We start from the raw sequence: 22,683 nt of genomic DNA on the forward strand, positions 1-22,683 counted from the left end.
GTTCAATTACGCAAGGATTTGCTTATGATTCCCTATTTTCCTATCGATAGTAATCCCACTACAGTCTGACTCTGAAAGGTTTCGTTCAGGGGAAAGAAAAAAACACCCGGCATTTGAGCCGAGTGTTTGAAAGTTAGTCCAACACATTGCCAAGAAGATGTTGGTCACTGTAGACGTGCTCCTTTAAAGCTTTGTAACGTTCATCGTTATCCAGGGTGTTTTCCATAATCATTTCAGCGGCATCTTTTCTTGCGGTTTCAAGAGCCCGGTAATCATGGACCATGTCTCCGACTTTGAACTCAGGTAGACCACTTTGTTTTTTGCCGAAAAAGTCACCAGGACCACGCAGCTTCAAATCTTGTTCGGATAATTCGAACCCATCATTCGTCTCGGTCATAATTCTCATCCGTTCTTTTCCTACGTCTCCCTTGGGATCACCAAGAAGAATACAGTAACTTTGATCTGCTCCACGCCCAACACGGCCTCTCAACTGGTGAAGTTGGGAAAGACCAAACCTCTGGGCATCATAAATGACCATAACAGTTGCATTCGGTACATTCACACCCACCTCTACGACAGTGGTGGAGACAAGAATCTTCAGCTCGTTTGCTGCAAATTGTTGCATAACGTTTTCCTTTTCTTCATTGTGGAGACGACCATGCATCAACCCGACTGATGTGGCGGGCTCAAAAACAGCGCTGAGTTGATCATAGAGATCAATGGCATTTTGAATATCAAGTTGGTCCGACTCTTCAATCAGCGGACAAATGACGTAAGCCTGGTGCCCTTGATCAATTTCTTTCTGAATGAAGCTCAACACACGGTTGGTCATTTCTCCCTTGACCCAGTACGTATCTACAGGTTTCCTACCTGCAGGCATTTCATCAATCACACTTACATCCATATCGCCGAAGGCTGTGATCGCAAGCGTTCTCGGAATAGGTGTTGCCGTCATGAAGAGAACATCAGGAGAAAGACCTTTATCCCTTAATGCCCGCCGCTGTTCCACTCCAAAACGGTGCTGCTCGTCAACGATAACGAATCCAAGGTTTTTGAAGACCACCTCATCCTGGATCAATGCATGGGTTCCGACCAGGATGTCAACCTCTTCCTGTTCTACGGATTCTAAGATCTCTCTTCTCCGCTTTCCTTTAATAGACCCGGTCAATAAAGCGACCTTCGCACGCCCCTCAAACATTTCTTTCAAGGATTGATAATGCTGTTCGGCGAGAATTTCTGTTGGGACCATCAAAGCTCCCTGATGTCCTGCGGTAATGGATGCATATAGAGCGATTGCAGCAACAGCCGTCTTACCTGAACCAACGTCTCCTTGCAGTAGTCGATTCATTCTGTGAGGACTTTTCATGTCGGTTAAAATTTCTGCAAGCGACCTTTTCTGTGCAGAAGTTAATTCAAATGGCAATGATTGAACAAAGGCAGTCAATTGCTCATTGTCATAGGTTTGTACAACCCCTGAGGTAGATTCACGGTTATGTTTTCTTAAGAGCTGCATTTTCAATTGAAATAATAGAAACTCTTCATAAATAAAACGGCGTTTTGCATGTTTTAACATCACCCGGGTTTCCGGATAGTGCATTTGATTTAAAGCTTGAGGACGGTCTGGGAGCTTATAAGCAAGAGCCAGATCTTGAGGAAGAATCTCGGGAATATCTGTACTGTAATCATCAAGCGCGTGTTTGATTACTTTCCTCAAGGTGTTGAGGTTGACCCCTTCTTTCAATGTGTAAACCGGTTGAATGGGTTCCTGACTTTTGGACTCTCCCTTTTTGAACTGGCTTACTGTTATTTGAAGTCTTTGTTGATCCCATTTCCCTGTCACCGTAACGGTGTCTCCTTGATTCAACTGTTTCTTAGCAAAAGCGCGATTGAACATGACCGCTTTTACAGCGAACTGATCAACTTGAAGAGTAAAAGTCAACCGCGATTTCTTCCTGCCATAAAAACTTAAAGCAGGTTCAGAGACAATTTCACCTTCGATGGTCGCCTTCTCATTGTGCGTAAGTTCAGTAAGAGGCTTCACTTCATAGGAATCATAACGGTGGGGAAAATAGAATAATAGGTCCTCCACTGTAAAAAGTCCCAGCTCATTTAATTGCGATTGTAGTTTGTCACCTACTCCTTTGACTTCACTGATCGATTGGTGCAGCACGTCATTCACTCTTTCTTCAACGATATTCCGTACACTTTGGCTTCTAATTCACGTCCTGTTGGTGTCGCGGCAAGCCCACCCTGAGCCGTTTCCCTGAAGGCTGAAGGCATGCGTTGACCGACTTTGTACATGGCATCGATCACCTCATCACAAGGAATGCGGCTTGTCACACCTGCAAGTGCCATATCTGCAGCAACAACGGCGTTGGAGGCACCCATGGCATTTCTTTTCACACATGGGACTTCTACTAGACCAGCAACCGGATCACAAATGAGTCCAAGCATATTCTTTAATGTTATCGCCATGGCTTCGGCAGATTGTGAAGGTGTACCCCCTGCCATTTCAACAATTGCAGCAGCAGCCATTCCAGCAGCTGAACCGACCTCTGCCTGACAGCCTCCTGCAGCTCCGGAGATCGACGCATTATTTGCCACTACAAAACCGAAGGCACCAGAAGTGAACAAATAGCGAACCATTTGTTCACGTGTAGGATTCAACTGATTTTTTACTGCAAAAAGTGTTCCTGGCACACACCCAGCGCTTCCTGCGGTAGGTGTAGCACAGATCGTCCCCATGGCTGCGTTCACTTCATTAGTTGCAACAGCTTTACTGACAGCATCCATTAGCAGGTTTCCTGATAAAGGGGTATGGTTTTTCATATAGTTTTGGATGAGCACCGCATCCCCTCCAGTTAATCCACTGTGGGACTTCACCCCTTTTAAGCCATCTTCAATGGCTTTTTCCATAACATCCAGATTTCTTTCCATTTGAGAGAACACTTGCTCCCTCGATAGTTGTTTGACTTCCATCTCCTGACGAATCATCACCTCAGAGATTTGGATATTTTCACTTTCTGCTAATTCTACGAGTTCAGCGACATTTCGAAACATGTGACCTCTCCTTTCTTTTAGTCTGATATTTTAGCTACTTGAGTTATGTGATCGGCTCGTTCTAGTTCATCAAGGATCGCATCATCAATGTTCTGATCTACTTCAATGACCATTAAAGCTTGTTCTCCCTGAGCTTTACGGGAGACTTCCATGCGTCCGATGTTAATTTCATTTCTTGCTAAAATGGCAGTTGCCGAGGCAATCGCACCATAACGGTCATTGTGGATAAGCAGAATCGCCGGATGACTTCCTGATAGACGAAGTTCAAAACCATTCAATTCTGTGATTTCTGCTTTACCTCCCCCGATGGATATGCCGACTAATTCAAGCTCACCATCGTCATCCCCGATTTTAACCTTCGCGGTGTTCGGGTGATCTGTATGAGCATCCTCTTCATGAAACCTTATTTTCATTCCATTCTTCCTTGCCGTAACAAGAGATTGACTAATACGTTCATCATACGTATCGTAGTCGAGCAATCCACCGATGATGGCTACATCAGTGCCGTGACCTTTATACGTTTTAGCAAATGATCCATACAAATGGATGTGGGCATATTTAGGTTCCCGTCCAAATAAGTGGCGTGCTGCACGACCGATTCTGGCCGCTCCAGCGGTGTGGGAACTCGATGGTCCAATCATCACGGGACCAATAATATCGAAAACTGAACGATATTTCATGAGAATCACCTTCCCTTTTTCATCTATATATAAAGAAAGAAAACGCTTTCTACTATATTATAATCCTTTTACATCTTAACACAAACTGTTGTTCTAGACCTCATTTTTTACAAAAAGCGAACAAATCAGCTTGATAGATTGCTTATTTACGAGTAAAATAAACGTTTGTGGGTTACTCGGTAACCGGGCGGGAGAGGGATAAATTTCATAGAGGAGATTCAAATGCTCAATCAGCATCATCAAAAAGTGAGCTGGAAGAAAGAAGGTTTGGCAGGGTTAATCGGTTATTTCACGACGGTCTATATCGTCGCCGTAAACAGCCAAATCCTTCACAGTGCAGGTCTGCCGCTTGAAAGCGGAATGATTGCAACAATTCTTGCCAGCGCACTCGGCTGTTTGATCATGGCCATATACGCCAATGCGCCTATGGTTCTCATTCCAGGTATGGGTGTCAACGCCCTATTCGCCTACTCCATCGTTGAAGGTACGGGATTGACTTTCCAAGAAGGGCTGGCTGTTGTATTTATAGCTTCCCTGATTTTTCTAATCACGGCTTTCACGAAGCTTGGAGACTGGTTGAAACACGCAATTCCGGCTTCCTTAAAGCACGCAATTACGGTTGGGCTTGGACTGTTTTTGACATTGATCGGTTTAGAGAAAGGTGGTCTTGTAGTCAAAGGGGAACACTCTTTAATTACACTTGGCAACCCATCTTCCGCAATTGTCATTACAAGCATCCTCACGTTGTTTATCGGGATTTTCCTTTTTACAAAAAATGTTCCTGGTAACTTCTTAGTGACGATGATTGCAGGTACCATTATTGCTCATTTCACAGGAGTTCTTGGAGAGCGGGGAGATTCTCTCGCTCTCAGTGAACAATCGTGGATTTTCATGCCGGACTTCGGAAGCGTGACAGAATTTGGTTTTTGGATGGCTGTTTTCCCCCTAGCGATTGTTCTCATTTTCGAGAATATGGGCCTCATTCACGGACAATTGGATATGCTTGATCAACAAAGCAAGTTCAAAAGGTCCTATCAGGCTTCTGCCTTTTCAGCATTAAGTACTGGATTCCTAGGTACATCACCGACGGTTTCTTCAGCAGAAAGTGCGGCAGTTATTGCTTCAGGTGGAAAGTCAGGAAGAGCAGCACTCACTATGGCTGTTTTATTCATCGGCACCATCTTTTTGATTCCTTGGATTTCCATGGTACCATCGACTGCTATTGCACCAATCCTTATCATTGTCGGAGCACTGATGGTACAAAACATCAAGGAAATTCCACTGGATCAATTGTCAGAAGCGATGCCAGCCTTCCTGATCATCGTGATGATCCCCTTCACCTACTCCATCGCTGATGGAATGGCTTTTGGGTTTATCGCTTATCCAATCGTGAAGTTTGCCATCGGAAAACAAAGAGAACTAACGACGCCGGTCGTACTCATTGCCATGGTCTTTCTCATTGAATTTATCATGCGCTCGCTTGGTCATTAATTTAGCTGCAGTGCTACTATGTTGTATTTTATATGAATACAATACAAAAAAGATAAAATCCCGTACATCTGAGATGTACGGGATTTATTGTACTCTCCATCGTAGTACGATGGTTAACTGACAGCATTCTACTTGTTGATTCCTTGCAGTCAAGTGGATCTTCATCCGGTCTGGATTATAATCGGCTTGAAAGGGAGATTCTACACCAGCACTTCGGATCAACGTGTTCACTTTCGATTGATCTGATTCCTGAGCAGCCCCCATCACATCATTGGCAAAATCATGAGAGTTACTGATTTTTCCTACTACTTTTCTAGCATCAGCCATCAACTTTTCCATCTCTGAGGCAGACTGGACAAACATGTCCTCATCGACTTCTGGATACAAGCGAACAAACCGGCGTTGAGGGTAATGATGGAAAACATTCGGGTACACGACAGGGACATAGCACGGAACCCACACGACATACATACAAAAACCCCCCGGGTCCTTTAGAACATTTCCTCCTTTTTTAACCATTATTAAATATATGTACCCCACAAAAAATCAGAAGCACCAAACCCCCCTTCTTCCTGTAATGCTCCCTATTCTTGAAAACTCAGTTTCGAGATGTTTGCTGAGTGGAAGGGGGCTTCGGGGAATAGCTCGCTTGCCAGAAGAGATTCTCGAAACTACCTTCCAGTAATAAGAGCTTTTATGGTTAAGAATCCTATACCGGCGCAGATTAAGCAGGATTTTACAACACAACTAGGCAGGTTACTATAAGAGGGATTTCGAGAACCTCATTTGGTAAAGGCGCGGAGGGAAACGGTGAGACTCCTGTGGGAAGTGCGTGGTAGAAGAGACCCCGCAGAGCGTTAGCTCGAGGAGGCTCATCACTCGCACACGGAAAGCGAACCTTTTCCCGGAGCCTCTAAACTCCAACAAAAGCTTCGAAATCAAGTCTTACACAATCCTGCCATTTAGCTTAATAACAAAAAAACGCCCAGGAGATTCTGGACGTTTTTTTGAGCTGGGTTATTGACCATCCACATCGATGACCTTGATGGTAGAGTTATGCTTGGGAAATACAATTGTTAAAACGCCACCCTTAAAGGATGCACTGCTTGCTGTATCCGCTACAGCAAAAGGAAGAGTGATCACCCGTTCTTTCTGACTTAACGAATGCGAACGATTGTAATAATGAGCATCTTCATCTTTCACTTCCCGGATCTGCCTTTCATCCACGCGAATTCTCAGTTGATTCCCGGAGCGATCAATGCGTATTTGCTCCCGAGTCACATTAGGAAGATAAGCTTCGACTGTGACATCCCGGTCTGTTTCAAACACTTCCACTGGAATAGTTGTTTGCTGAAAGAAATCATGTACATGTTTAATGGATTCATCAAAGAATGAATCGAAGGCTTTGACTATGTCACGAAAGCTTTGATCAAATAAATCCGGCAATTGTTTATGTTTATCATCCATTCCTTTGCACCTCATTTTACATAAAGTCTGCCCTACACTTTATGCACGGGGCTGGGTTTGGTGAATATTTCATTCATGAATGGAAGTCTTGACCTGAAGTAACCGGTCGAATGTAGCCTTTGCGTATGACAAAATCACCAAATCTTTCATGATCTCCCCGCTGTTTCGCATAATGGACAAGTAACGGTTTTAACTCTTGTAAAATCTCTCTTTCCGAGATATTTTCGCGGTACAGTTTATTCAACCGGTCCCCCGCGAACCCGGCTCCTAGATAAAGGTTGTATTTCCCAGGGGCTTTACCGATAAAACCGATCTCTCCTAGAGCTGGGCGTGAACATCCATTTGGACAACCTGACATTCTTATTATAATTTCTTCATTTCTCAAGCCCACTTCATCCAGGACTTCTTCTATTTGATCAATGAGCGAAGGCAAATACCTTTCCGATTCAGCCATGGCCAGCCCGCACGTAGGCATAGCCACACAGGCCATCGAGTTCCTTCTCAATGCAGAATTCTGTTTACCGTCTGATAATCCGTATTCACTAATAACGGCTTCAATTTCTGGTTTATTCTCATCCTTGATTTTCGAAAGCGTAACATTCTGATTAGGGGTCAGCCTGAACTCTCCAAGTCCCAGTTCGGCAATTTTCCGCATTCCTTCTTTTAGTAAATAGGTGTCTTCATCTTTAATGCGTCCATTTTGGATGAAAAAGGTATGATGCCAATCCCCATCTTCCCCTTTCAACCATCCATATCGATCGCCATTATGATCAAAATGATAAGGTTTCTCCTCTTCCAGCTCCCAACCTGTTCTCCGGTTCAATTCCTCACAAATCCACTCCACTCCAAGCCGATCCACCGTGTATTTGAAACGAGCATTTTTCCGGTTCGACCGGTTTCCGTAATCACGCTGGATGGTCAGGATTTTTTGTGCCACATCTTTTCCTTTTTCTTTTGGACAAAAACCGATGACACGCCCTAATTGAGGATAGGTCGTCTCATCCCCATGGGTCATGCCCATTCCACCGCCAACAACGACATTGAAACCAATCAGCTTTCCCTCTTCTTCAACGGCTATGAAACCGAGATCCTGCGAAAAGACATCCACATCATTGGAAGGAGGAACAGCGACACCGATCTTGAACTTCCGCGGCAGGTAGTGGGAACCGTAGATCGGCTCTTCTTCCTTTTTGCCATCTATGACTTTCTCTTCATCAAGCCAGATTTCATGGTAAGCCCTGGTCTTCGGAAGTAAGTGTTCACTTATTTGTTTAGCAAACTGGTAGACTTCCACGTGATATGGGGATTGATCCGGATTCACGTTAGCCATGACATTCCGATTGACATCCCCACAGGCAGCAATGGAATCTAACAACGATTCATTCATGGCCTGTATACTATTTTTCATATTCCACTTCAAAATCCCGTGCAGCTGAAAGGTCTGCCTTGTCGTAAGTTTCATCGTTCCATTTCCATAATCATCAGCCAACGTATCCATCGTCAGCCACTGATCTGGTGTTGCCACACCACCTGGGAGGCGGACACGGACCATGAATTGATAAGCGGGCTCCAACTTCTGCTTTCTCCGCTCGTTCCTCAAATCACGATCATCCTGCATGTAACTTCCGTGAAATTTCAGTAGTTTCGTATCATCCTCAGGGATACTCGCACTGATCCGGTCTTCAAAACTATCAACGAGCGTCCCTCTTAAAAAACGACTTTCCTCTTTAATTCTTTCCATATCATCCGGGGGACCTTCAGGCCTTATGGTTTTGTTTTCCGCCACTAGACTTCCTCTCCCTTCCTTCTTCTCCTTAATAAACGTCTCTTTGGTAACGCTTCGCTTTCCTCAATTCTTTCAAATATTCCTCTGCTTCTTCTTCGGTGTATTTTCCTTCTTCTTTTATAATCTCAAGGATGGTGTGGTGGACATCTTTGGCCATATATTTTTCATCCCCACACACATAGACATAAGCCCCGGATGCTAACCATTGATAAAATTCTTTCTGGTTCTCAAGCAAACGGTGCTGGACGTACACTTTTTCTGATGTATCTCTGGAGAAAGCGACATCCATTTTTGTTAGGACGCCTTCTTTTAACCATCGCTGCCATTCCACTTGGTATAGAAAATCCGTGACAAAGTGCTGCTCCCCGAAGAAAAGCCAGGACCTGCCCTGTCTCTCGCTTTCTTCTCGTTCTTCAAGGAAGGATCGGTAGGGGGCCACGCCCGTTCCCGCTCCGATCATGATGATGGGTATGGATGGGTCATCAGGCAGTTTGAAATTGTTGTTCTTCTGTACAAAAACAGACAATTGATCTCCCACTTCTGTCCTTTCAGCACACTGTCCCGAGCAGACCCCTGTCCGTTTCCGTCCATTTGAATCGTATCTTACTGTCCCGATTGTCAGATGTACTTCATCAGGATTTGCTTTTAAACTGCTCGCAATAGAATACAGTCTTGCAGGGATCTTCCTTAATGAGCTGACAAACGCTTCGGCTCCTGCTTTCCATGGTCCATAATCTCTCACGACATCAAGCAGGTCTCTTCCATATACATAAGCATTCATTTTATCTCTGGATGTCACTAGTTGTTTGAATTCTTTATTTTCTGTCAGAGTCGCTAATTTCTCCAGTAAGGGTATGGTCAAGGCCGTAATTTCATAATGGGAGGTCAAAGCTTCCCGTAATGCCCGGACTTCCCCATCTTTGTTCACGATGACCGATAAGTCTGGGTCCCATCCCATTTCTTCGACCAGCTCATCTACAAGGGTATCTTCATTTTTCGGATAAATCCCCAGACTATCCCCAGGTTCATAGGCAAGGTTCGCCCCCTCCAGGTCGAGCTCCAAATGGCGGGTCTCTTTATTCGATCCCCGTCCACTCAAATTGATATTCTCCAGCACTTCGGCTTGAAAAGGGTTTTTCTTAGAGTAAATCGGACGATCGGTAACAGACGTGACTTTTTCAACCGTTGGAGAGACCTGTTCATGAGTATCACCTAATGTATGAAGCACTCCATTCCACCATGATTCAGCATCTTCTTCATAATCAAGGTCGCAATCGACACGGGGGTGGATACGCTCAGCACCGAGTTCGTTCAGGCGTTCATCGATTTCCTTCCCCGTCTGACAAAAGAACTCATAAGAGCTGTCACCGAGAGCAAGGACAGAATACTTCGTTCCGTCTAATTTTGGTGCTCGTTTGCTGAAGAGAAATTCATAAAAGGACAGTGCATTATCTGGAGGATCTCCGTCTCCGTGGGTACTCGTCAAAATCAATAGATCCTGTTCATTTTTTAAGTTTTTCGGCTTATATTCATCCATATCCAGAACGTTGGCTACCATGCCCTTTTCTTTTAACTTGGCCCCATATTCTTCCGCAAGGGCCTGACAGTTTCCGGTATGTGATCCATACAAAAGGGTCACCTTCCGGGAAGACACTGCTTTTTCTTCTCCTTGGTGATTCTTTACAGCAAGGGAAGGAGAGTTCTGAAAGGCGGCCAAATAACCGCTCAGCCATATTTTCTGTCGGTCATCCATTGTTAGAAGCAAACGGTTCAATTGTTCCGTTTGTTCTTGATCAAATGGACTGTTCTTGACATCAAGATTCAACATTGACACCTCCATATTGATAGCTATTGATTCAACCATTGCTCCTGAAAATAATGATCGAGCTTCACAATCATCGCACCCATCTTCGGTCGCTCGGGTTGAATGACCGAAGAAATCCCTCGGTCATGCAGAGCCTGAGCGGTTACTTTACCAACAGCTACCGCCTGGACATGATGTTGGAAAGCTTCCACAACATTTTCCAACCTTTTGCTTTGATGAAATAAATTTTTCACCTGGGTTTTACTTGTGAAAACAACCGCATCCAGTTGAGCGTCTGCGATATGGAGGGCTAAGTCTTCTACGACAACAGGATCAGGTGGTAAGAACTTGTAGGGGTTAGCTCTGTAAACCCTGTATCCTTTCTCCTCTAATTTTCTTACTAAAAATTCTTCATCTTCATTGTATGTCTGTAGAAAGATTTCTTGGTTCTTTGTTCGATCTACAACAGGGATTTGACACAATAGATTTTCCATCGTTCCGTCTGCAGAGATTACATCAGGAAATAGATCATTGGCTTTTAACCAATCCAGCGTTTTCGAACCCCGGATGGCAAGAGACTCGTTTTCGAGCTTCTGAAGAAATTTCCCGTCTACCCTTTCTTTTATTGCGGCATCTCCTTGCGTCCGAGCGCCTATACCTGTCGTCAGTATGACCCGGTTAAACGATTGATGAAGGTAGTCTTTTACATGAGCGCGGGATGCTTTTTCATCCAGCAGCTGCTCTCCTTGCAATGGAAAAACAAAAGGCTTTCCACCCATGTTCGTTATTAATTTTTGAATCGCTTCCGAACGGCGATTTGCCGCAATGCCAACCTTTTTTCCTTTTAGTCCCGACAAAGGCTTCCTCCTCCTTTGGTATGTATTTCTTCCTTGATGACACATTGTTTTTCCCGTTCTAAATAAGAGGGATCAAGCATTCTTTCCAGATACATCTCTTTCTCCACTTTAGATAAAGGAGAGGCCTTCAGCATTTGTCTGCATTCATATAAAAAATCCACATAATCCTTATAGGCAGGAGGGAACTGCTTTTCCCATTCTTCACGCAAGCGTCCTGCGAGCTTAGGACTAGCTCCCTGGGTGGTGACAGATACGTTTAGTTTCCCCCGGGAAAATTGTGCAGGAAGATGAAAGTTTCCACCCTTCCCCCCATCTACTCTGTTCACAAGGGGCACATTCCCTGCTTGCAAGGCGATGTTGTCATTTGTCTCGCAGTCATCCGTCGCAATAACTAATAGAAATGCGCTCGTAACATCACCATTTTCAAAATGACGATTCAACCAATGGATCTCCTTCTTCTTGATCATCTCTTTTAAGCATTCCGTGACTGCAGGGCTGACAACTGTAATTTTTGCCTTTTCTCGTAGGAATACCTTCGCCCTTTTTTCTGCTGCTTTGCCTCCTCCAATGATGATGACTTTCTTCTGTTCTACATCAACCGATAGCGATATCATTTCACAATTCTCTCCTCTTCCACCCCTTTGCTTAAAGCTTGATTGACTCGGTCAACCAAGGATTGAACCATATTTGGGTGATCATTTAAATAAGAAGCGAGGTAGACATGATGTCCTTTCTCTTTTGCGTTCGCCACGCTTTTTTCCAAAGAATCATAGAGGAGGCCTGTAAACCATAAGTAGGGGACCACAATTGTTTTAGAATAGTTGCTTAGCGATTCTTCAAACGCGTCTTGAAATCGAGGAGAAAGTGCAGCCAGGTAGCAGGTTTGAATTTGTTGAATCCGTCCCTTCTCTCTCAACACACCAGCAATCCATTCGATGGATGTTTTTGTATCCGGATGCCTGCTCCCTCTTCCCACAAGTAAAACATTGGCTGATTCATCCATTTCGGTCGGCAGTTCTTTCAGCCGGTCCACCAGTACATCCGTGATTCGTTCCTGCATCCCAAGCGTTTGACCATAAGTAATCGAAATGTCTGGATAGATGGATTCAGCTTTCTCCATCTCATGAGGAATATCCTTGAAATAGTGGCCGGCACTCAGTAGCAGTACAGGGATAATGACAATCCTATCTGCCCCTTTTTCCACAAGTTTACGAATGCCTTCCAACACATCAGGATCTGCTAACTCGAGAAAACAAATATGAGAGAGTTCGCAGTTGACCTGCCGCTGAACAAGGTTCAAAAAGTGAATGGCTTCCTCTTTCGCTTGCTTTTTTCTACTCCCATGACTTACATACAAAACGGCTTCCATGTTACCCCTACTTTCATACAACACCTGTGGCTATTTCCTTAAGATTTTCTTCCAGAGATGACTCAAACCATTGGAGACGTTCTCGTAACCTGACTACGTCTCCAACGACGATCATTGCAGGATTCTCAATACGCTTTGATTTTTCGACAATATCTTCAATCGTGCCTGTCACCGTTTTTTGCTCCTTTGTTGTACCCCATTGCACCAGGGCAACAGGTGTATGAAGAGGTCTTCCGTACTTCAGAAGTCGTTCACAAATGAGCGGCAATTTCTTTACTCCCATATAAATGCACAAGGTATCCATACTTTTAGAGACCCGCTCCCAATAAGCCTCTTCATCGCCGCCTTGCTTATTGACACCTGAAATGAAAGCGACAGAAGAACTGTAGTCCCTGTGGGTCACAGGAATGCCAGCATAAGCAGGCGCTGCAATTCCCGAAGTGATTCCCGGTACGATTTCATAAGGAATGTTTCTTTTGGCGAGTTCTTCCGCTTCTTCCCCTCCGCGTCCGAATACGAATGGGTCTCCCCCTTTCAAACGAGTGACCACTTTTCCTTTCCGCGCATATTTACACAAAAGGTGATTGATGGTTGTCTGACTAAGGGCATGATGGTCCGGACGTTTCCCACAAAACACAAGTTCTGCACCTTCCTTCGCCTCATCCAGAAGCTCTTGATTGATCAAGCGATCATAGAGAATGACGTCTGCTTTTTGTATCGCTTTTAACCCTTTCACTGTGATCAGGTCGTAATCTCCCGGACCCGCTCCCACAATATAAACGTTTGTCATCTTCCGACCCCTTTCATGTCACCCATTTTTTATCTTGTAAAAGCTTCCACACTTGTTCCGCGCAACTTTCCACACTAAACGTTTTAGAATCAAGCACGAGTTCCGGTTGAAGCGGTTTTTCATAAGGCGCATCAATGCCTGTAAATCCCTTGATCTCTCCGTTTCTCGCTTTCTTATAAAGCCCTTTCGGATCACGGGTTTCACACTCCTCCACAGGGCAGTCGACATGGATTTCAATAAAATCCCCTTCCGGTATAGAGGCTCTTACAAGATCCCGGTCTTTTTGATAAGGAGAAATGAACGCTGTTAAAACGATGGTTCCACTGTCCGCAAAAAGTTTAGCGACTTCACCGATCCGTCTGATGTTCTCCTCCCTGTCTACTTCTGAAAACCCGAGATCTGAGTTCAGTCCATGTCTCACATTGTCACCATCAAGTAAATAGCTTTGGATGCCTTTTTCGTACAGGACCTTGTTCAATTGGTTGGCAATGCTTGATTTACCTGAGCCCGAGAGGCCTGTAAACCAGAGCACTCCACTTTGGTGCCCATTTTTTCTGCGATACTCTTCTTTCCCAATGGATGCCTCATGCCAGGTCAAATTTTTGTTCATGGACCTCACCCTTTCACTTCTACTGTGTCTTTCTGCAGCCCTTCAATTAAGACGTCCACCACTTCAGGACGACTGAACGTTTTTGGCGGCTTTTCTCCTTTACGCAGCAACTCCCTTACTTTCGTTCCTGATAAGATCATGTGATCCTCTTTATCGTGGGGGCAGGTTTTATGGGAAGCCATCGATTCGCAAGCGTTGCAATAAAAACTGTGTTCAAAGAAAAGTGGTGTGATACCAAGTTCCCCACTTTTATAGTGGCTGAAGATTTTCTGCGCATCGTACGTACCATAATAATCACCGACACCTGCGTGATCTCGCCCTACAATAAAGTGAGAGCAACCGAAATTCTTTCTGACGATTGCATGAAAGATCGCCTCCCTAGGACCTGCATACCGCATGGCCGCATTGAAGACAGCCAAGGTGACTCGTTCTTTTGGATAATAGTGATCAAGAAGAACTTGATAACTCTTCATCCGGACATCACTGGGAATATCATCACTTTTCGTTTCGCCGACCAGCGGATTTAAAAACAATCCATCCACCGTCTCCAGCGCAGCTTTCTGGATGTATTCGTGAGCCCTATGGACAGGGTTTCGTGTTTGAAACCCAACGACCTTTTTCCAACCATATTGTTGAAAAAGCTCCCTTGATTCTTTTGGATCTAAGTAAAATGACTTTCCATGTTCGTAAGGAGGTTTATGAAATACTTCGATTTCACCTGCAGCATACCAGTCTCCTCGTTCGAATAATTTTTTCACGCCAGGATGAGCCGACTCTGTCGTTAAGTACACGTTTTGAGCTTCCTTTTTCTTATCCGGTTTAAATCGATCGGTTATTGTAATCGTCCCATAAACAATCCCGTCCTTGACTAACTGGGCTTTCCTTCCAAGCGACCGGGATTGCTCCTCTGAGATCGGAAGCGTAATCGGAATACTCCACGGAGTGCCATCTTTTAACCTTAAGGTTTCGACGACAGATTCATAATCTTCCTTGTTCATGAACCCTTTTAAGGGACTATAAGCTCCGTTCGCAATTAAACCAACATCACTTAATGCCATCGAATCAAGCTCGATGATATCTTCCGGCAGCTCCTCTGGTCTCGTTTCCTTCCACCTGTTTACAAGCACTCCACCGTGCGGGGTTATGATTGACATGCCTTTTCCTCCTTTAAGATTTTTCCTTCTCTGAAGATTCCGCTGTGTGTAATCCACATTCGGTTTTATTGAACCCTTTCCATCTGCCTGATCTCCCATCATCTGATGCCTGGGCGGTACATGGGATGCAGCCGACACTAGGATAATGCTGATCGTGTAATTCATTGTAGTCCAACCTATTTAGTCGGATATATTGCCATACGTCTTCCCATGACCAATGAATCAAAGGGCATACTTTTATAGATTTAAATCTCTCATCCTTGTTCACGAAATTCGTTTTCTGACGGCTGGGGGATTGTTCACGTCTCAGGCCTGACAGCCAAGCTTTTCTGCCGCTGAGAGCATCTTCAAGTGGCTTAATTTTACGGATGTAACAACATTGATCCGGCTGCCGCTTCCATAGGGCGGAGCCATACTGTTCCGCTTGTTCTTCCAGCGTCATCCCAGGTTTTTTCATCGTTATATTTAACTTCGGATACCTCATTTTCACTTTTTCAATCAACTGATAAGTTTCTTCAAAATGAAGGTCTGTATCAAGAAAAACGACTTCGGCATCCGGCTTCTCCTTGGAAATCAAATCAATGAGAACGATTCCTTCTGCACCGAAACTGCAGGCATACACGATATCCTCGTACTGAGAATAAGCCCATCGAATGACCTCTGCAGCTCCTTTTGTATCATTATTTTTCGGTAGATCACCTTCAAATGGATTGTGAAAAGATTGATACGTTACGAGTGGTTGTTTCATCTCCTCCTCCTTTCTAAAAATAAAAATGCCTTTCTTCACGATAAGAAGAAAGGCATTTACATCTACATGTAAACTATATTCTTCTTATCTTCTCAAGCGCTTACCGCTTGCTGGAATTGGCACAGTATCTGTATAGATCCGTTGCCGAGGCTTCAAAGGGCCAGTCCCTCCACCTCTCTAGATAAGAAAAGCTATGAAATTTTCTGAAAAACAAGTTGATACAAATCTTATGCTCGTTATCATCATATGTCAATGCTTTTTTAGGAAAATCAAAAATTTTCTGTTTTTTTAAACTATATGATTGACAAATAAAACCATGTCCGTTAGTTTAAGAATTATTCTTTTAAAAATCATACGATCCTTATGAAGAGTCGGGGGAGGAACCTGGTCTGACGATCCCGCAGCAACCTGTAAGAGGGTGCTCATTCCAGCAGCCAGAAGGCTGAAAGATAAGGTGTGGATGACTCCCCCTTCTTTCAGATGGGGGTTATTTTTTTGATCATAAAACCAAGTAGATGCATAGGAATAATGTATATTCACAAACAATTGAACGGTATAAAAGGAGTGGTACACTTTGCAGAAACTGACGATTTTCGCTCTTATTGGATTTGCTGCTCAACTGATGGATGGTGCACTCGGCATGGGATTTGGGCTTAGTTCATCCACGATTCTCTTATCCTATGGACTAGCTCCTGCTGTAGCATCCGCTTCCATTCATATGTCACAGATTGCCACAACAGCTGTTTCTGGTTTTTCCCACTATAAGTTTGGCAATGTAGACAAACGCCTTGTCATGATCATCGCAGTTCCTGGTGCCATCAGCGCCTTCCTAGGAGCAGCATTTTTAAGCTACATATCAGGGGAATTCATTAGACCTTACATATCCATATTCCTACTCACACTAGGAATTTATATCATTTTCCGTTTCCTATTCCTTTCGAAAAATACACATATCAAAGAAAAGAAGTCCGTAAATAAACGTTTCCTCTTACCTCTTGGTATAGCAGGCGGTTTTTTAGATAGTGTCGGCGGGGGCGGCTGGGGACCGGTAAATACACCCGCGCTTCTTTCTCAATCAGGTATCGCTCCAAGGAAAGTCATCGGAACCGTGGATACTAGCGAATTCCTGGTAACGATTTCAGCAACGGCTGGATTTTTGATTTTTTTAGGGCATGATCAATTCAGCTGGCTGCTGATATCATCTTTCGTCATCGGTGGTGTCATAGCCGCTCCCATTGCCGCTTGGCTTGTCAAAACCCTTCCCTCTTCTGTTCTAGGAGTATTAGCCGGAGGTTTCATCATCCTTACAAATACGAGAACTTTACTGTCTTCGATCCAAATCAGCGATTCAGTTTTAACTTTTGTGTACACTTCACTGATCTTTGGGTATCTCTTGATTGTTGTTTTTTCTATTCGAAACCACCTTCGAGTCAAGATGGTTCGAAAACAAGCATAAAAAGAAACGCAGCCCCAAGAGCTGCGTTTGTGTACGTGTTTTATTCGATTGAAAAGATATAAGAATAAATCGGTTGTCCACCATTGTGGATTTCCACTTCTAAATCTTCATACGTTTCTTCGATGAATGATTCAAGTTCTGCTACCTCTTTTTCGTCGGCTTCCTCGCCAGTCAAGATAGTCAGAATCTCATCTTCATCATCGTCAATCATTTGGTTCAACAATGTTTTAGCAGTCGTCAAAGCATCTTTATCAGTGGCAGAGATTTTACCATCAGCAATTCCCATGAAGTGGCCTTTGGAAATGTCCAAACCATCGATTTGCGTATCTCTAACGGCGTAAGTGATTTGTCCTGTTTTCACTTCAGACATGAGGTTGAGCATTTCCTCTTTATTCGCATCAAGATCTGCTTCCGGGTTGAACCCAAGAAGCGCGCTCATCCCTTGAGGAATCGTTTTTGATGGAATAACAGCAACTTCTACATCCGCTAATTCTGCTGCTTGTTCAGCAGCCATGACGATATTTTTGTTATTCGGCAAGACGAGCACACGTTTCGCATGTGCTTCTTTAATCGCTTCTGATAGATCTTGAGTACTTGGGTTCATGGTTTGACCACCCTGGATAACGACAGTCGCTCCAAGACTTTCAAACAACTTCTTAATTCCGTCTCCCATGCTCACGGTCACAATTCCGTACTCAGCTTTTTCTTCTGACTTGGGCTTGGCTTTCTTTTTGTCACCAACAATCGATGTATGCTGTTCACGCATATTCTCGATCTTCATGTTAACAAGGCTGCCGTACCTTTGACCCAAGGTCATGGCTTCTCCTGGGTATTCCACGTGAACATGGACTTTGATCAAGTCTTCATCAGAAACGACAAGCAGAGAATCTCCCATTTCACTGAGCTCATTACGGAAGGCTTCTTCATCGTATGGGTGTTCAGCAAGTTTATCTTCTTCAAATTTCACCATGAATTCTGTGCAGTAGCCAAGTTCAATGTCTTCTGTGTTCATGAAGTCCTGATTCAGCTTGTGGTGTTCTGCGTTGACCATGTCATCCATCGATACAGTATCCTCGAGATCCGGAAGTTCCTCACCTTTTAAATTGGCAAGAAAACCTTCATAAATCGTGACAAGGCCCTGTCCACCACTGTCCACGACACCAACTTCCTTCAGTACTGGAAGCAATTCTGGTGTATTCTTCAGTGATTTCTTCGCTGCTTGAACGACTCCTTCGATGAATGGAATGAAATCATCCTCTTTTTCAGCAATCTCAACAGATGCTTCAGCAGCTTCTCTTGCTACAGTTAGAATAGTTCCTTCCACAGGTTTCATGACAGCTTTATATGCTGTAGTGGCCCCGCCTTGAAGAGCTTCTGAAAAGTCTTTGGTTGTGATGACTTCTTTGTCTTCAATCGATTTTGAAAAACCACGGAAAATTTGAGAGAGGATAACACCTGAGTTTCCACGTGCTCCCATCAAGAGACCTTTGGATAAAGATTGGGCCACTGTTCCTACATGATTCTGGTCCACATTCCGAACTTCTTCAGCTCCAGAAGTCATGGACAGATTCATATTCGTCCCCGTATCTCCATCCGGTACAGGGAAAACATTCAAAGCATCAATCATTTGTGAGTTCTGCTTTAAATGATGAGCTCCTTGCAAGATCATTTCGGCAAGCGTCTTGCCGTCTAACTTTTGTAACGTCACACTTACTTCCTCCTTTGACTACAACCGCGATCTATTCAGTTGTCACACGAACTCCCTGAATGAAAATATTCACAGAATCCACGGACAAACCAACTGTTTTGTTTAGTGTGTATTTTACTTGTGATTGGACATTATTAGCGACTTCGGAAATCTTTGTACCGTAGCTCACGATAATGTACATGTCTATATGGAGGCGATCTTCATCCTGTCTGACAACGACTCCTCTGGAAAAATTCTCTTTGCGGAGCATTTCAGATAAACCGTCACGGATCTGATTTTTAGATGCCATACCGACGATGCCGTAGCACTCAACAGCGGCTCCTCCAGCAATCGTTGAAATGACTTCATTGCTAATAGTAATATGACCATATTGGTTATTTAAATCAACAGACATAATAGATCCTCCTTTATAATCCTCATCAATCCTACCCTATTATAACACAAAATCACGATATGAATTTCTGTTCAATGGTAAGAAAATGACCTGGATATCCCTACTATACTGTGTAACAATTCATAAGTTCTGTCAAGAAAAAATTCTTGATATAATTCTGACTAGATTATTGCAAACACGTATTCTATATGATAAAGTTACTAAGTATCTGATGATTTATGTATGTAACAGGAGGGATTTTCATGGCACGCAGAAGTGTTCTATCTGGTAAAGGTACACGTTCAGGTAACCACCGTTCACACGCGATGAACGCTAATAAACGTAAATTCAAAGCTAATGTTCAAAAAGTTCGCATCCTTGTGGATGGCAAGCCTCAAAAAGTTTACGTAACAGCACGTGAACTCAAGTCCGGCAAAGTACAACGTGTATAATTGCTGACAGAGAGCTTATGAGCTCACAAAAAAAGCACCCTTAGAGGGTGCTTTTTTTATTTGTCTAAAGATAAGTAAACGGGCGCTTTTGGTGCTCTCCGGAGCTCAGCCCATGTGTACTCCGGAGCTTTCCTTTTGAATGGGTCCTAATCTTTTTTAAATGTACTTATGACTGCGCGCACTAAACCCCCGACGAACCGTGGGAGTTTGATGGTATAAAATTTCAAAAGAGCCCCCTCCTCCTATATGAACTAATGCGAACTCCCTTATTCCCCTCAAGTAGGCAAGTCTGTACTTCTTATTACTAAGAGTATGCCTGACTCAAATGAAAAAGTACCTGTATCTTCAATCAGTCGATTCGAGATGCACAAGGTGGATCCAAATGGCAGATAGGCGCGATCCAAGGGATAGTAAAACCCTTCAAGCGTAATCTTTGTCACTTCAAGCGTGACTGGTAAGAATGAAACATACGGGTATAATTCATCCGCTTCTATCTTATGCTCACCAGCGAAGACTAATTCCACCTGATTCTGTCGATCAATAATCGTACTCTTTATGTTTTCCTTCATTAAAGGATAAAGAAGCTGCATGTTCGCTTGAGAATGATCGATTCGACCACCGGTCACTCCGAATAATAGAATATGCCCGGGGTTCAAGCGGAGTGCTTCATTTATCGCTAATTCCAAGTCTGTTTCATCTTTTTCATCCGGAAAAATTAAGACCTGTTTGGCATTCTTTTTTATTTCTGCCAATGAATGTTCTGAAACAGAATCAAAATCTCCAATGGCTATGTCAGGAGCCAGTCCATGCTCAACAAGGACCTCCGCTCCTTGATCGGCGCCGATCCAAACGCATTCCGGACATGCGTATTCTTTTAAATCAGGTATGTAAGACTTCGGTCCGCCGCCGACTACGATCACTCTTTTCATTTTCATAACACCCTTCCTATACCTTTCACAAATAAAACAGTCCTTTACTACTCACGATAAGCTATCGATACGTGAAGACTCAGTTTTGGGACTTTTGTTGAGTGGATGAGTAGGGTACGGGGTTGCTCGCTTTCCGAGAGAGCGCGGTGAGCCTCCTCCGATCTGGGTCCTGTAGGGTCTCCCCCTGCATTTTCCCCCGCAGGAGTCTCGCCATTCCCATCCGCTCCTGATGCTCGATCCGGGTAACGAACCCCAGGAACAACCTAAAACTTCCACAATGTTACTATATACTACAATAGAACGGTTTCTTCTATTTTAAAATGTAACTTATTTCTTTACTGGATGCCAACAAAAGAGTGAATAAAAAAACTCAAAGGATCGAGACCCTTTGAGTTTTTTCAATTATTGTGCCGCTTGTCTAATTTCATCAATTGCTTTTTTGCGATCTTCCTGATTAAAAATGGCACTGCCGGCAACAAGTACATCAGCTCCAGCATCTGTACATTGTTTAGCTGTTTCGACTTTCACTCCACCATCGATTTCAATCTCAAAGGAGAGCCCTTCTTCTTCCCGCCAATGGGAGATTTGTTCGATTTTCGGTACAACGGAATGAATGAATGATTGACCTCCGAAACCTGGGTTAACTGTCATCAACAGGACAAGATCGATATCCTTAAGAATCGGTCGGATTGCCTCTGCTGGAGTAGCTGGATTAATGACGACTCCCGCTTTCAATCCGTGGCTTTTGATCAATTGAATCGTCCTGTGGAGGTGAGGACATGCTTCCTGATGAACGGTGATGATATCAGATCCTGCTTTAGCAAAGGCTTCGATATACTGATCCGGATTTTCAATCATTAAATGGACATCAAGAGGCAAGTCGGTGACTGGACGGATGTGGTCGACAATCAATGGACCGATTGTAATATTCGGAACAAAATGTCCATCCATGACGTCTACATGGATATAATCCGCTCCTCCACGTTCAACATCCTTAATTTCCTCTCCAAGTTTCGAAAAATCAGAAGCTAGAATGGATGGTGCAATTTTAGTCATGATTAATACCTCGGCTTTCTGTTCTGTATTTCATTTAAAAATTGTAGGTAATGCTCATATCGCTGTTCGGAAATGTCCCCTGCCTCAACGGCTGATTTGACCGCGCACTTCGGTTCCTTATGATGCAGACAACCTCGGAATTTACAGCCATTCTGTACCTCTACGAACTCAGGGAAACATTCAGGCAGCTGATCAAGTTCCAATTCTCCGAATTCCAGTGAACTGAATCCTGGAGTATCCGCCACAAGACCACCCGCTATTTCATAAAGTTCCACATGACGCGTCGTATGTTTTCCGCGACCTAAACTCTCTGAGATTTCATCCGTATCAATAGAAAGTCGAGGATCGATTGAATTTAGTAAAGACGATTTGCCGACGCCGGACTGGCCAGCGATGACTGTGGTGCGACCAGCTAAGTGAGATTGGACTAGATCCATGGATTCTGTATCATCTACTGCAGATAAAATGACAGGATAGCCGATTTTTTCGTACAGCGTTTTGTAGCTTTCCATCACTTCCATTTGTTGTCCATCCAGTTGATCCACTTTAGAAATGACAATGAATGGCTCGATCCTCTTTTCTTCCACAAGGACGAGGAATCGGTCCAGTAACAAAGCATTGAAATCCGGATGAACGGCAGAAGTGACGATTAATGCCTGATCCACATTCGAAATCGGAGGCCTTACCAACTCATTCTTTCTGTTTTCGATGGATAGGATATATCCTTCTTCCTTATTTTCCGCCTTGAATTCGACAAGATCTCCAACTAAGGGGGTGACTTTCTTTTTTCTAAAGTTCCCTCTTCCCCGACATTGGTAGACCTCCCCTTCACAAAGGACATAATAGAACCCGCTCAATGACTTAATAATTTTTCCTACTGGCATTTTTTCACC

At 43.8% G+C, this 22,683-nt stretch carries 23 protein-coding genes and 2 riboswitches; of the genes, 3 read left to right on the forward strand and 20 right to left on the reverse strand.

Going from position 1 to position 22,683, the window contains the following annotated elements; translation table 11 throughout:
- Nucleotides 1-133 precede the first annotated feature (133 nt).
- Genes recG through sdaAB form a run of 3 tightly spaced genes read right to left on the reverse strand, consistent with a single transcriptional unit; the run spans nucleotide 134 to nucleotide 3,740 of the window.
- Complete coding sequence (gene recG, locus VKA52_RS20505; RefSeq protein WP_326317101.1) at nucleotides 134-2,170, reverse strand: ATP-dependent DNA helicase RecG; 2,037 nt, start codon at nucleotides 2,168-2,170, stop codon at nucleotides 134-136.
- Between the two features lie 5 nt (nucleotides 2,171-2,175).
- Entirely contained in the window at nucleotides 2,176-3,060 is an 885-nt protein-coding gene (gene sdaAA / locus VKA52_RS20510) for an L-serine ammonia-lyase, iron-sulfur-dependent, subunit alpha (protein ID WP_160913135.1), read from the reverse strand.
- 17 nt (nucleotides 3,061-3,077) lie between these two features.
- Complete coding sequence (gene sdaAB / locus VKA52_RS20515; protein WP_326317038.1) at nucleotides 3,078-3,740, reverse strand: L-serine ammonia-lyase, iron-sulfur-dependent subunit beta; 663 nt, start codon at nucleotides 3,738-3,740, stop codon at nucleotides 3,078-3,080.
- Between the two features lie 222 nt (nucleotides 3,741-3,962).
- Here sdaAB and VKA52_RS20520 point away from each other — a divergent pair, with 222 nt between their 5' ends.
- Entirely contained in the window at nucleotides 3,963-5,231 is a 1,269-nt protein-coding gene (locus VKA52_RS20520; protein WP_160913132.1) for an NCS2 family permease, read from the forward strand.
- A gap of 84 nt (nucleotides 5,232-5,315) precedes the next feature.
- Here the strand turns inward: VKA52_RS20520 and VKA52_RS20525 are convergent, their stop codons facing one another.
- From VKA52_RS20525 to VKA52_RS20575, 11 genes are all read right to left on the reverse strand, one after another.
- On the reverse strand, nucleotides 5,316-5,702 hold the full coding sequence (locus tag VKA52_RS20525) for a hypothetical protein (protein ID WP_326317040.1): 387 nt from the start codon (nucleotides 5,700-5,702) through the stop codon (nucleotides 5,316-5,318).
- Between the two features lie 546 nt (nucleotides 5,703-6,248).
- Complete coding sequence (locus VKA52_RS20530; protein WP_326317042.1) at nucleotides 6,249-6,698, reverse strand: Hsp20/alpha crystallin family protein; 450 nt, start codon at nucleotides 6,696-6,698, stop codon at nucleotides 6,249-6,251.
- Nucleotides 6,699-6,771: 73 nt separating this feature from the next.
- Complete coding sequence (gene cysI, locus VKA52_RS20535) at nucleotides 6,772-8,484, reverse strand: assimilatory sulfite reductase (NADPH) hemoprotein subunit (protein ID WP_326317043.1); 1,713 nt, start codon at nucleotides 8,482-8,484, stop codon at nucleotides 6,772-6,774.
- Nucleotides 8,485-8,512: 28 nt separating this feature from the next.
- On the reverse strand, nucleotides 8,513-10,309 hold the full coding sequence (locus tag VKA52_RS20540; RefSeq protein ID WP_326317045.1) for an assimilatory sulfite reductase (NADPH) flavoprotein subunit: 1,797 nt from the start codon (nucleotides 10,307-10,309) through the stop codon (nucleotides 8,513-8,515).
- Between the two features lie 23 nt (nucleotides 10,310-10,332).
- Nucleotides 10,333-11,145, reverse strand: coding sequence for a uroporphyrinogen-III synthase (locus VKA52_RS20545; RefSeq protein WP_326317046.1), 813 nt, complete (start codon nucleotides 11,143-11,145; stop codon nucleotides 10,333-10,335).
- The gene (locus tag VKA52_RS20550; protein WP_326317047.1) at nucleotides 11,133-11,759 is read right to left on the reverse strand and encodes an NAD(P)-binding protein; all 627 of its coding nucleotides are present in this window, start codon (nucleotides 11,757-11,759) and stop codon (nucleotides 11,133-11,135) included. The genes VKA52_RS20545 and VKA52_RS20550 overlap by 13 nt, the downstream gene beginning before the upstream one ends.
- Nucleotides 11,756-12,514, reverse strand: coding sequence for a sirohydrochlorin chelatase (locus VKA52_RS20555; RefSeq protein ID WP_326317048.1), 759 nt, complete (start codon nucleotides 12,512-12,514; stop codon nucleotides 11,756-11,758). Before VKA52_RS20555 ends, VKA52_RS20550 begins: the two co-directional genes overlap by 4 nt.
- Before the next feature lie 13 nt (nucleotides 12,515-12,527).
- Nucleotides 12,528-13,304 (reverse strand): uroporphyrinogen-III C-methyltransferase, encoded by a 777-nt coding sequence (gene cobA / locus VKA52_RS20560; protein WP_160913118.1) that lies wholly within the window; start codon nucleotides 13,302-13,304, stop codon nucleotides 12,528-12,530.
- Between the two features lie 13 nt (nucleotides 13,305-13,317).
- A complete protein-coding gene (gene cysC / locus VKA52_RS20565) occupies nucleotides 13,318-13,914 on the reverse strand; it encodes an adenylyl-sulfate kinase (RefSeq protein ID WP_326317050.1) in 597 nt (198 codons plus the stop codon).
- A 5-nt stretch (nucleotides 13,915-13,919) separates the two neighbouring features.
- Nucleotides 13,920-15,068 (reverse strand): sulfate adenylyltransferase, encoded by a 1,149-nt coding sequence (gene sat / locus VKA52_RS20570; RefSeq protein WP_326317052.1) that lies wholly within the window; start codon nucleotides 15,066-15,068, stop codon nucleotides 13,920-13,922.
- A gap of 13 nt (nucleotides 15,069-15,081) precedes the next feature.
- The gene (locus VKA52_RS20575; protein ID WP_326317054.1) at nucleotides 15,082-15,816 is read right to left on the reverse strand and encodes a phosphoadenylyl-sulfate reductase; all 735 of its coding nucleotides are present in this window, start codon (nucleotides 15,814-15,816) and stop codon (nucleotides 15,082-15,084) included.
- Nucleotides 15,817-15,897: 81 nt separating this feature from the next.
- Nucleotides 15,898-16,004, reverse strand: a riboswitch (SAM riboswitch).
- A gap of 170 nt (nucleotides 16,005-16,174) precedes the next feature.
- Nucleotides 16,175-16,272: riboswitch (SAM riboswitch) on the forward strand.
- A gap of 118 nt (nucleotides 16,273-16,390) precedes the next feature.
- Here VKA52_RS20575 and VKA52_RS20580 point away from each other — a divergent pair.
- Nucleotides 16,391-17,272 carry a sulfite exporter TauE/SafE family protein gene (locus tag VKA52_RS20580; protein WP_160913110.1) on the forward strand — a complete coding sequence of 294 codons (882 nt, stop codon included), beginning with the start codon at nucleotides 16,391-16,393 and terminating at the stop codon, nucleotides 17,270-17,272.
- A 40-nt stretch (nucleotides 17,273-17,312) separates the two neighbouring features.
- On the opposite strand, the gene VKA52_RS20585 is transcribed toward VKA52_RS20580, so the two are convergent.
- Entirely contained in the window at nucleotides 17,313-18,980 is a 1,668-nt protein-coding gene (locus VKA52_RS20585) for a DAK2 domain-containing protein (protein WP_326317057.1), read from the reverse strand.
- A gap of 31 nt (nucleotides 18,981-19,011) precedes the next feature.
- Entirely contained in the window at nucleotides 19,012-19,374 is a 363-nt protein-coding gene (locus VKA52_RS20590; protein WP_160913106.1) for an Asp23/Gls24 family envelope stress response protein, read from the reverse strand.
- A gap of 242 nt (nucleotides 19,375-19,616) precedes the next feature.
- Here VKA52_RS20590 and rpmB point away from each other — a divergent pair, with 242 nt between their 5' ends.
- Nucleotides 19,617-19,805: a 50S ribosomal protein L28 gene (gene rpmB, locus VKA52_RS20595; RefSeq protein WP_035505437.1), complete on the forward strand. Its 189-nt coding sequence runs from the start codon at nucleotides 19,617-19,619 to the stop codon at nucleotides 19,803-19,805.
- 146 nt (nucleotides 19,806-19,951) lie between these two features.
- Here the strand turns inward: rpmB and spoVM are convergent, their stop codons facing one another.
- The 4 genes from spoVM to rsgA form a co-directional block, all read right to left on the reverse strand.
- Nucleotides 19,952-20,032 carry a stage V sporulation protein SpoVM gene (gene spoVM, locus VKA52_RS20600; RefSeq protein ID WP_035505439.1) on the reverse strand — a complete coding sequence of 27 codons (81 nt, stop codon included), beginning with the start codon at nucleotides 20,030-20,032 and terminating at the stop codon, nucleotides 19,952-19,954.
- Between the two features lie 48 nt (nucleotides 20,033-20,080).
- The gene (locus VKA52_RS20605; RefSeq protein WP_326317058.1) at nucleotides 20,081-20,740 is read right to left on the reverse strand and encodes a thiamine diphosphokinase; all 660 of its coding nucleotides are present in this window, start codon (nucleotides 20,738-20,740) and stop codon (nucleotides 20,081-20,083) included.
- A gap of 396 nt (nucleotides 20,741-21,136) precedes the next feature.
- Nucleotides 21,137-21,790, reverse strand: coding sequence for a ribulose-phosphate 3-epimerase (gene rpe, locus VKA52_RS20610; RefSeq protein ID WP_326317059.1), 654 nt, complete (start codon nucleotides 21,788-21,790; stop codon nucleotides 21,137-21,139).
- Between the two features lie 2 nt (nucleotides 21,791-21,792).
- Complete coding sequence (gene rsgA / locus VKA52_RS20615; RefSeq protein WP_160913102.1) at nucleotides 21,793-22,674, reverse strand: ribosome small subunit-dependent GTPase A; 882 nt, start codon at nucleotides 22,672-22,674, stop codon at nucleotides 21,793-21,795.
- Between the last annotated feature and the right edge of the window lie 9 nt (nucleotides 22,675-22,683).

Source organism: Halobacillus sp. HZG1 (genome assembly GCF_035818575.1).
In the GTDB taxonomy this organism is placed as follows: Bacteria; Bacillota; Bacilli; order Bacillales; family Halobacillaceae; genus Halobacillus; species Halobacillus litoralis.

Bases quoted from the DNA above. Each gene is read 5' to 3' on its own strand.
- sdaAA (WP_160913135.1), bottom strand. From the start codon at position 3,060: ATGTTTCGAAATGTCGCTGAACTCGTAGAATTAGCAGAAAGTGAAAAT.
- sdaAB (WP_326317038.1), bottom strand. From the start codon at position 3,740: ATGAAATATCGTTCAGTTTTCGATATTATTGGTCCCGTGATGATTGGA.
- VKA52_RS20520 (WP_160913132.1), top strand. From the start codon at position 3,963: ATGCTCAATCAGCATCATCAAAAAGTGAGCTGGAAGAAAGAAGGTTTG.
- VKA52_RS20525 (WP_326317040.1), bottom strand. From the start codon at position 5,702: ATGTATGTCGTGTGGGTTCCGTGCTATGTCCCTGTCGTGTACCCGAAT.
- VKA52_RS20530 (WP_326317042.1), bottom strand. From the start codon at position 6,698: ATGGATGATAAACATAAACAATTGCCGGATTTATTTGATCAAAGCTTT.
- VKA52_RS20550 (WP_326317047.1), bottom strand. From the start codon at position 11,759: ATGATATCGCTATCGGTTGATGTAGAACAGAAGAAAGTCATCATCATT.
- VKA52_RS20555 (WP_326317048.1), bottom strand. From the start codon at position 12,514: ATGGAAGCCGTTTTGTATGTAAGTCATGGGAGTAGAAAAAAGCAAGCG.
- cobA (WP_160913118.1), bottom strand. From the start codon at position 13,304: ATGACAAACGTTTATATTGTGGGAGCGGGTCCGGGAGATTACGACCTG.
- cysC (WP_326317050.1), bottom strand. From the start codon at position 13,914: ATGAACAAAAATTTGACCTGGCATGAGGCATCCATTGGGAAAGAAGAG.
- sat (WP_326317052.1), bottom strand. From the start codon at position 15,068: ATGTCAATCATAACCCCGCACGGTGGAGTGCTTGTAAACAGGTGGAAG.
- VKA52_RS20575 (WP_326317054.1), bottom strand. From the start codon at position 15,816: ATGAAACAACCACTCGTAACGTATCAATCTTTTCACAATCCATTTGAA.
- VKA52_RS20590 (WP_160913106.1), bottom strand. From the start codon at position 19,374: ATGTCTGTTGATTTAAATAACCAATATGGTCATATTACTATTAGCAAT.
- rpmB (WP_035505437.1), top strand. From the start codon at position 19,617: ATGGCACGCAGAAGTGTTCTATCTGGTAAAGGTACACGTTCAGGTAAC.
- VKA52_RS20605 (WP_326317058.1), bottom strand. From the start codon at position 20,740: ATGAAAATGAAAAGAGTGATCGTAGTCGGCGGCGGACCGAAGTCTTAC.
- rpe (WP_326317059.1), bottom strand. From the start codon at position 21,790: ATGACTAAAATTGCACCATCCATTCTAGCTTCTGATTTTTCGAAACTT.
- rsgA (WP_160913102.1), bottom strand. From the start codon at position 22,674: ATGCCAGTAGGAAAAATTATTAAGTCATTGAGCGGGTTCTATTATGTC.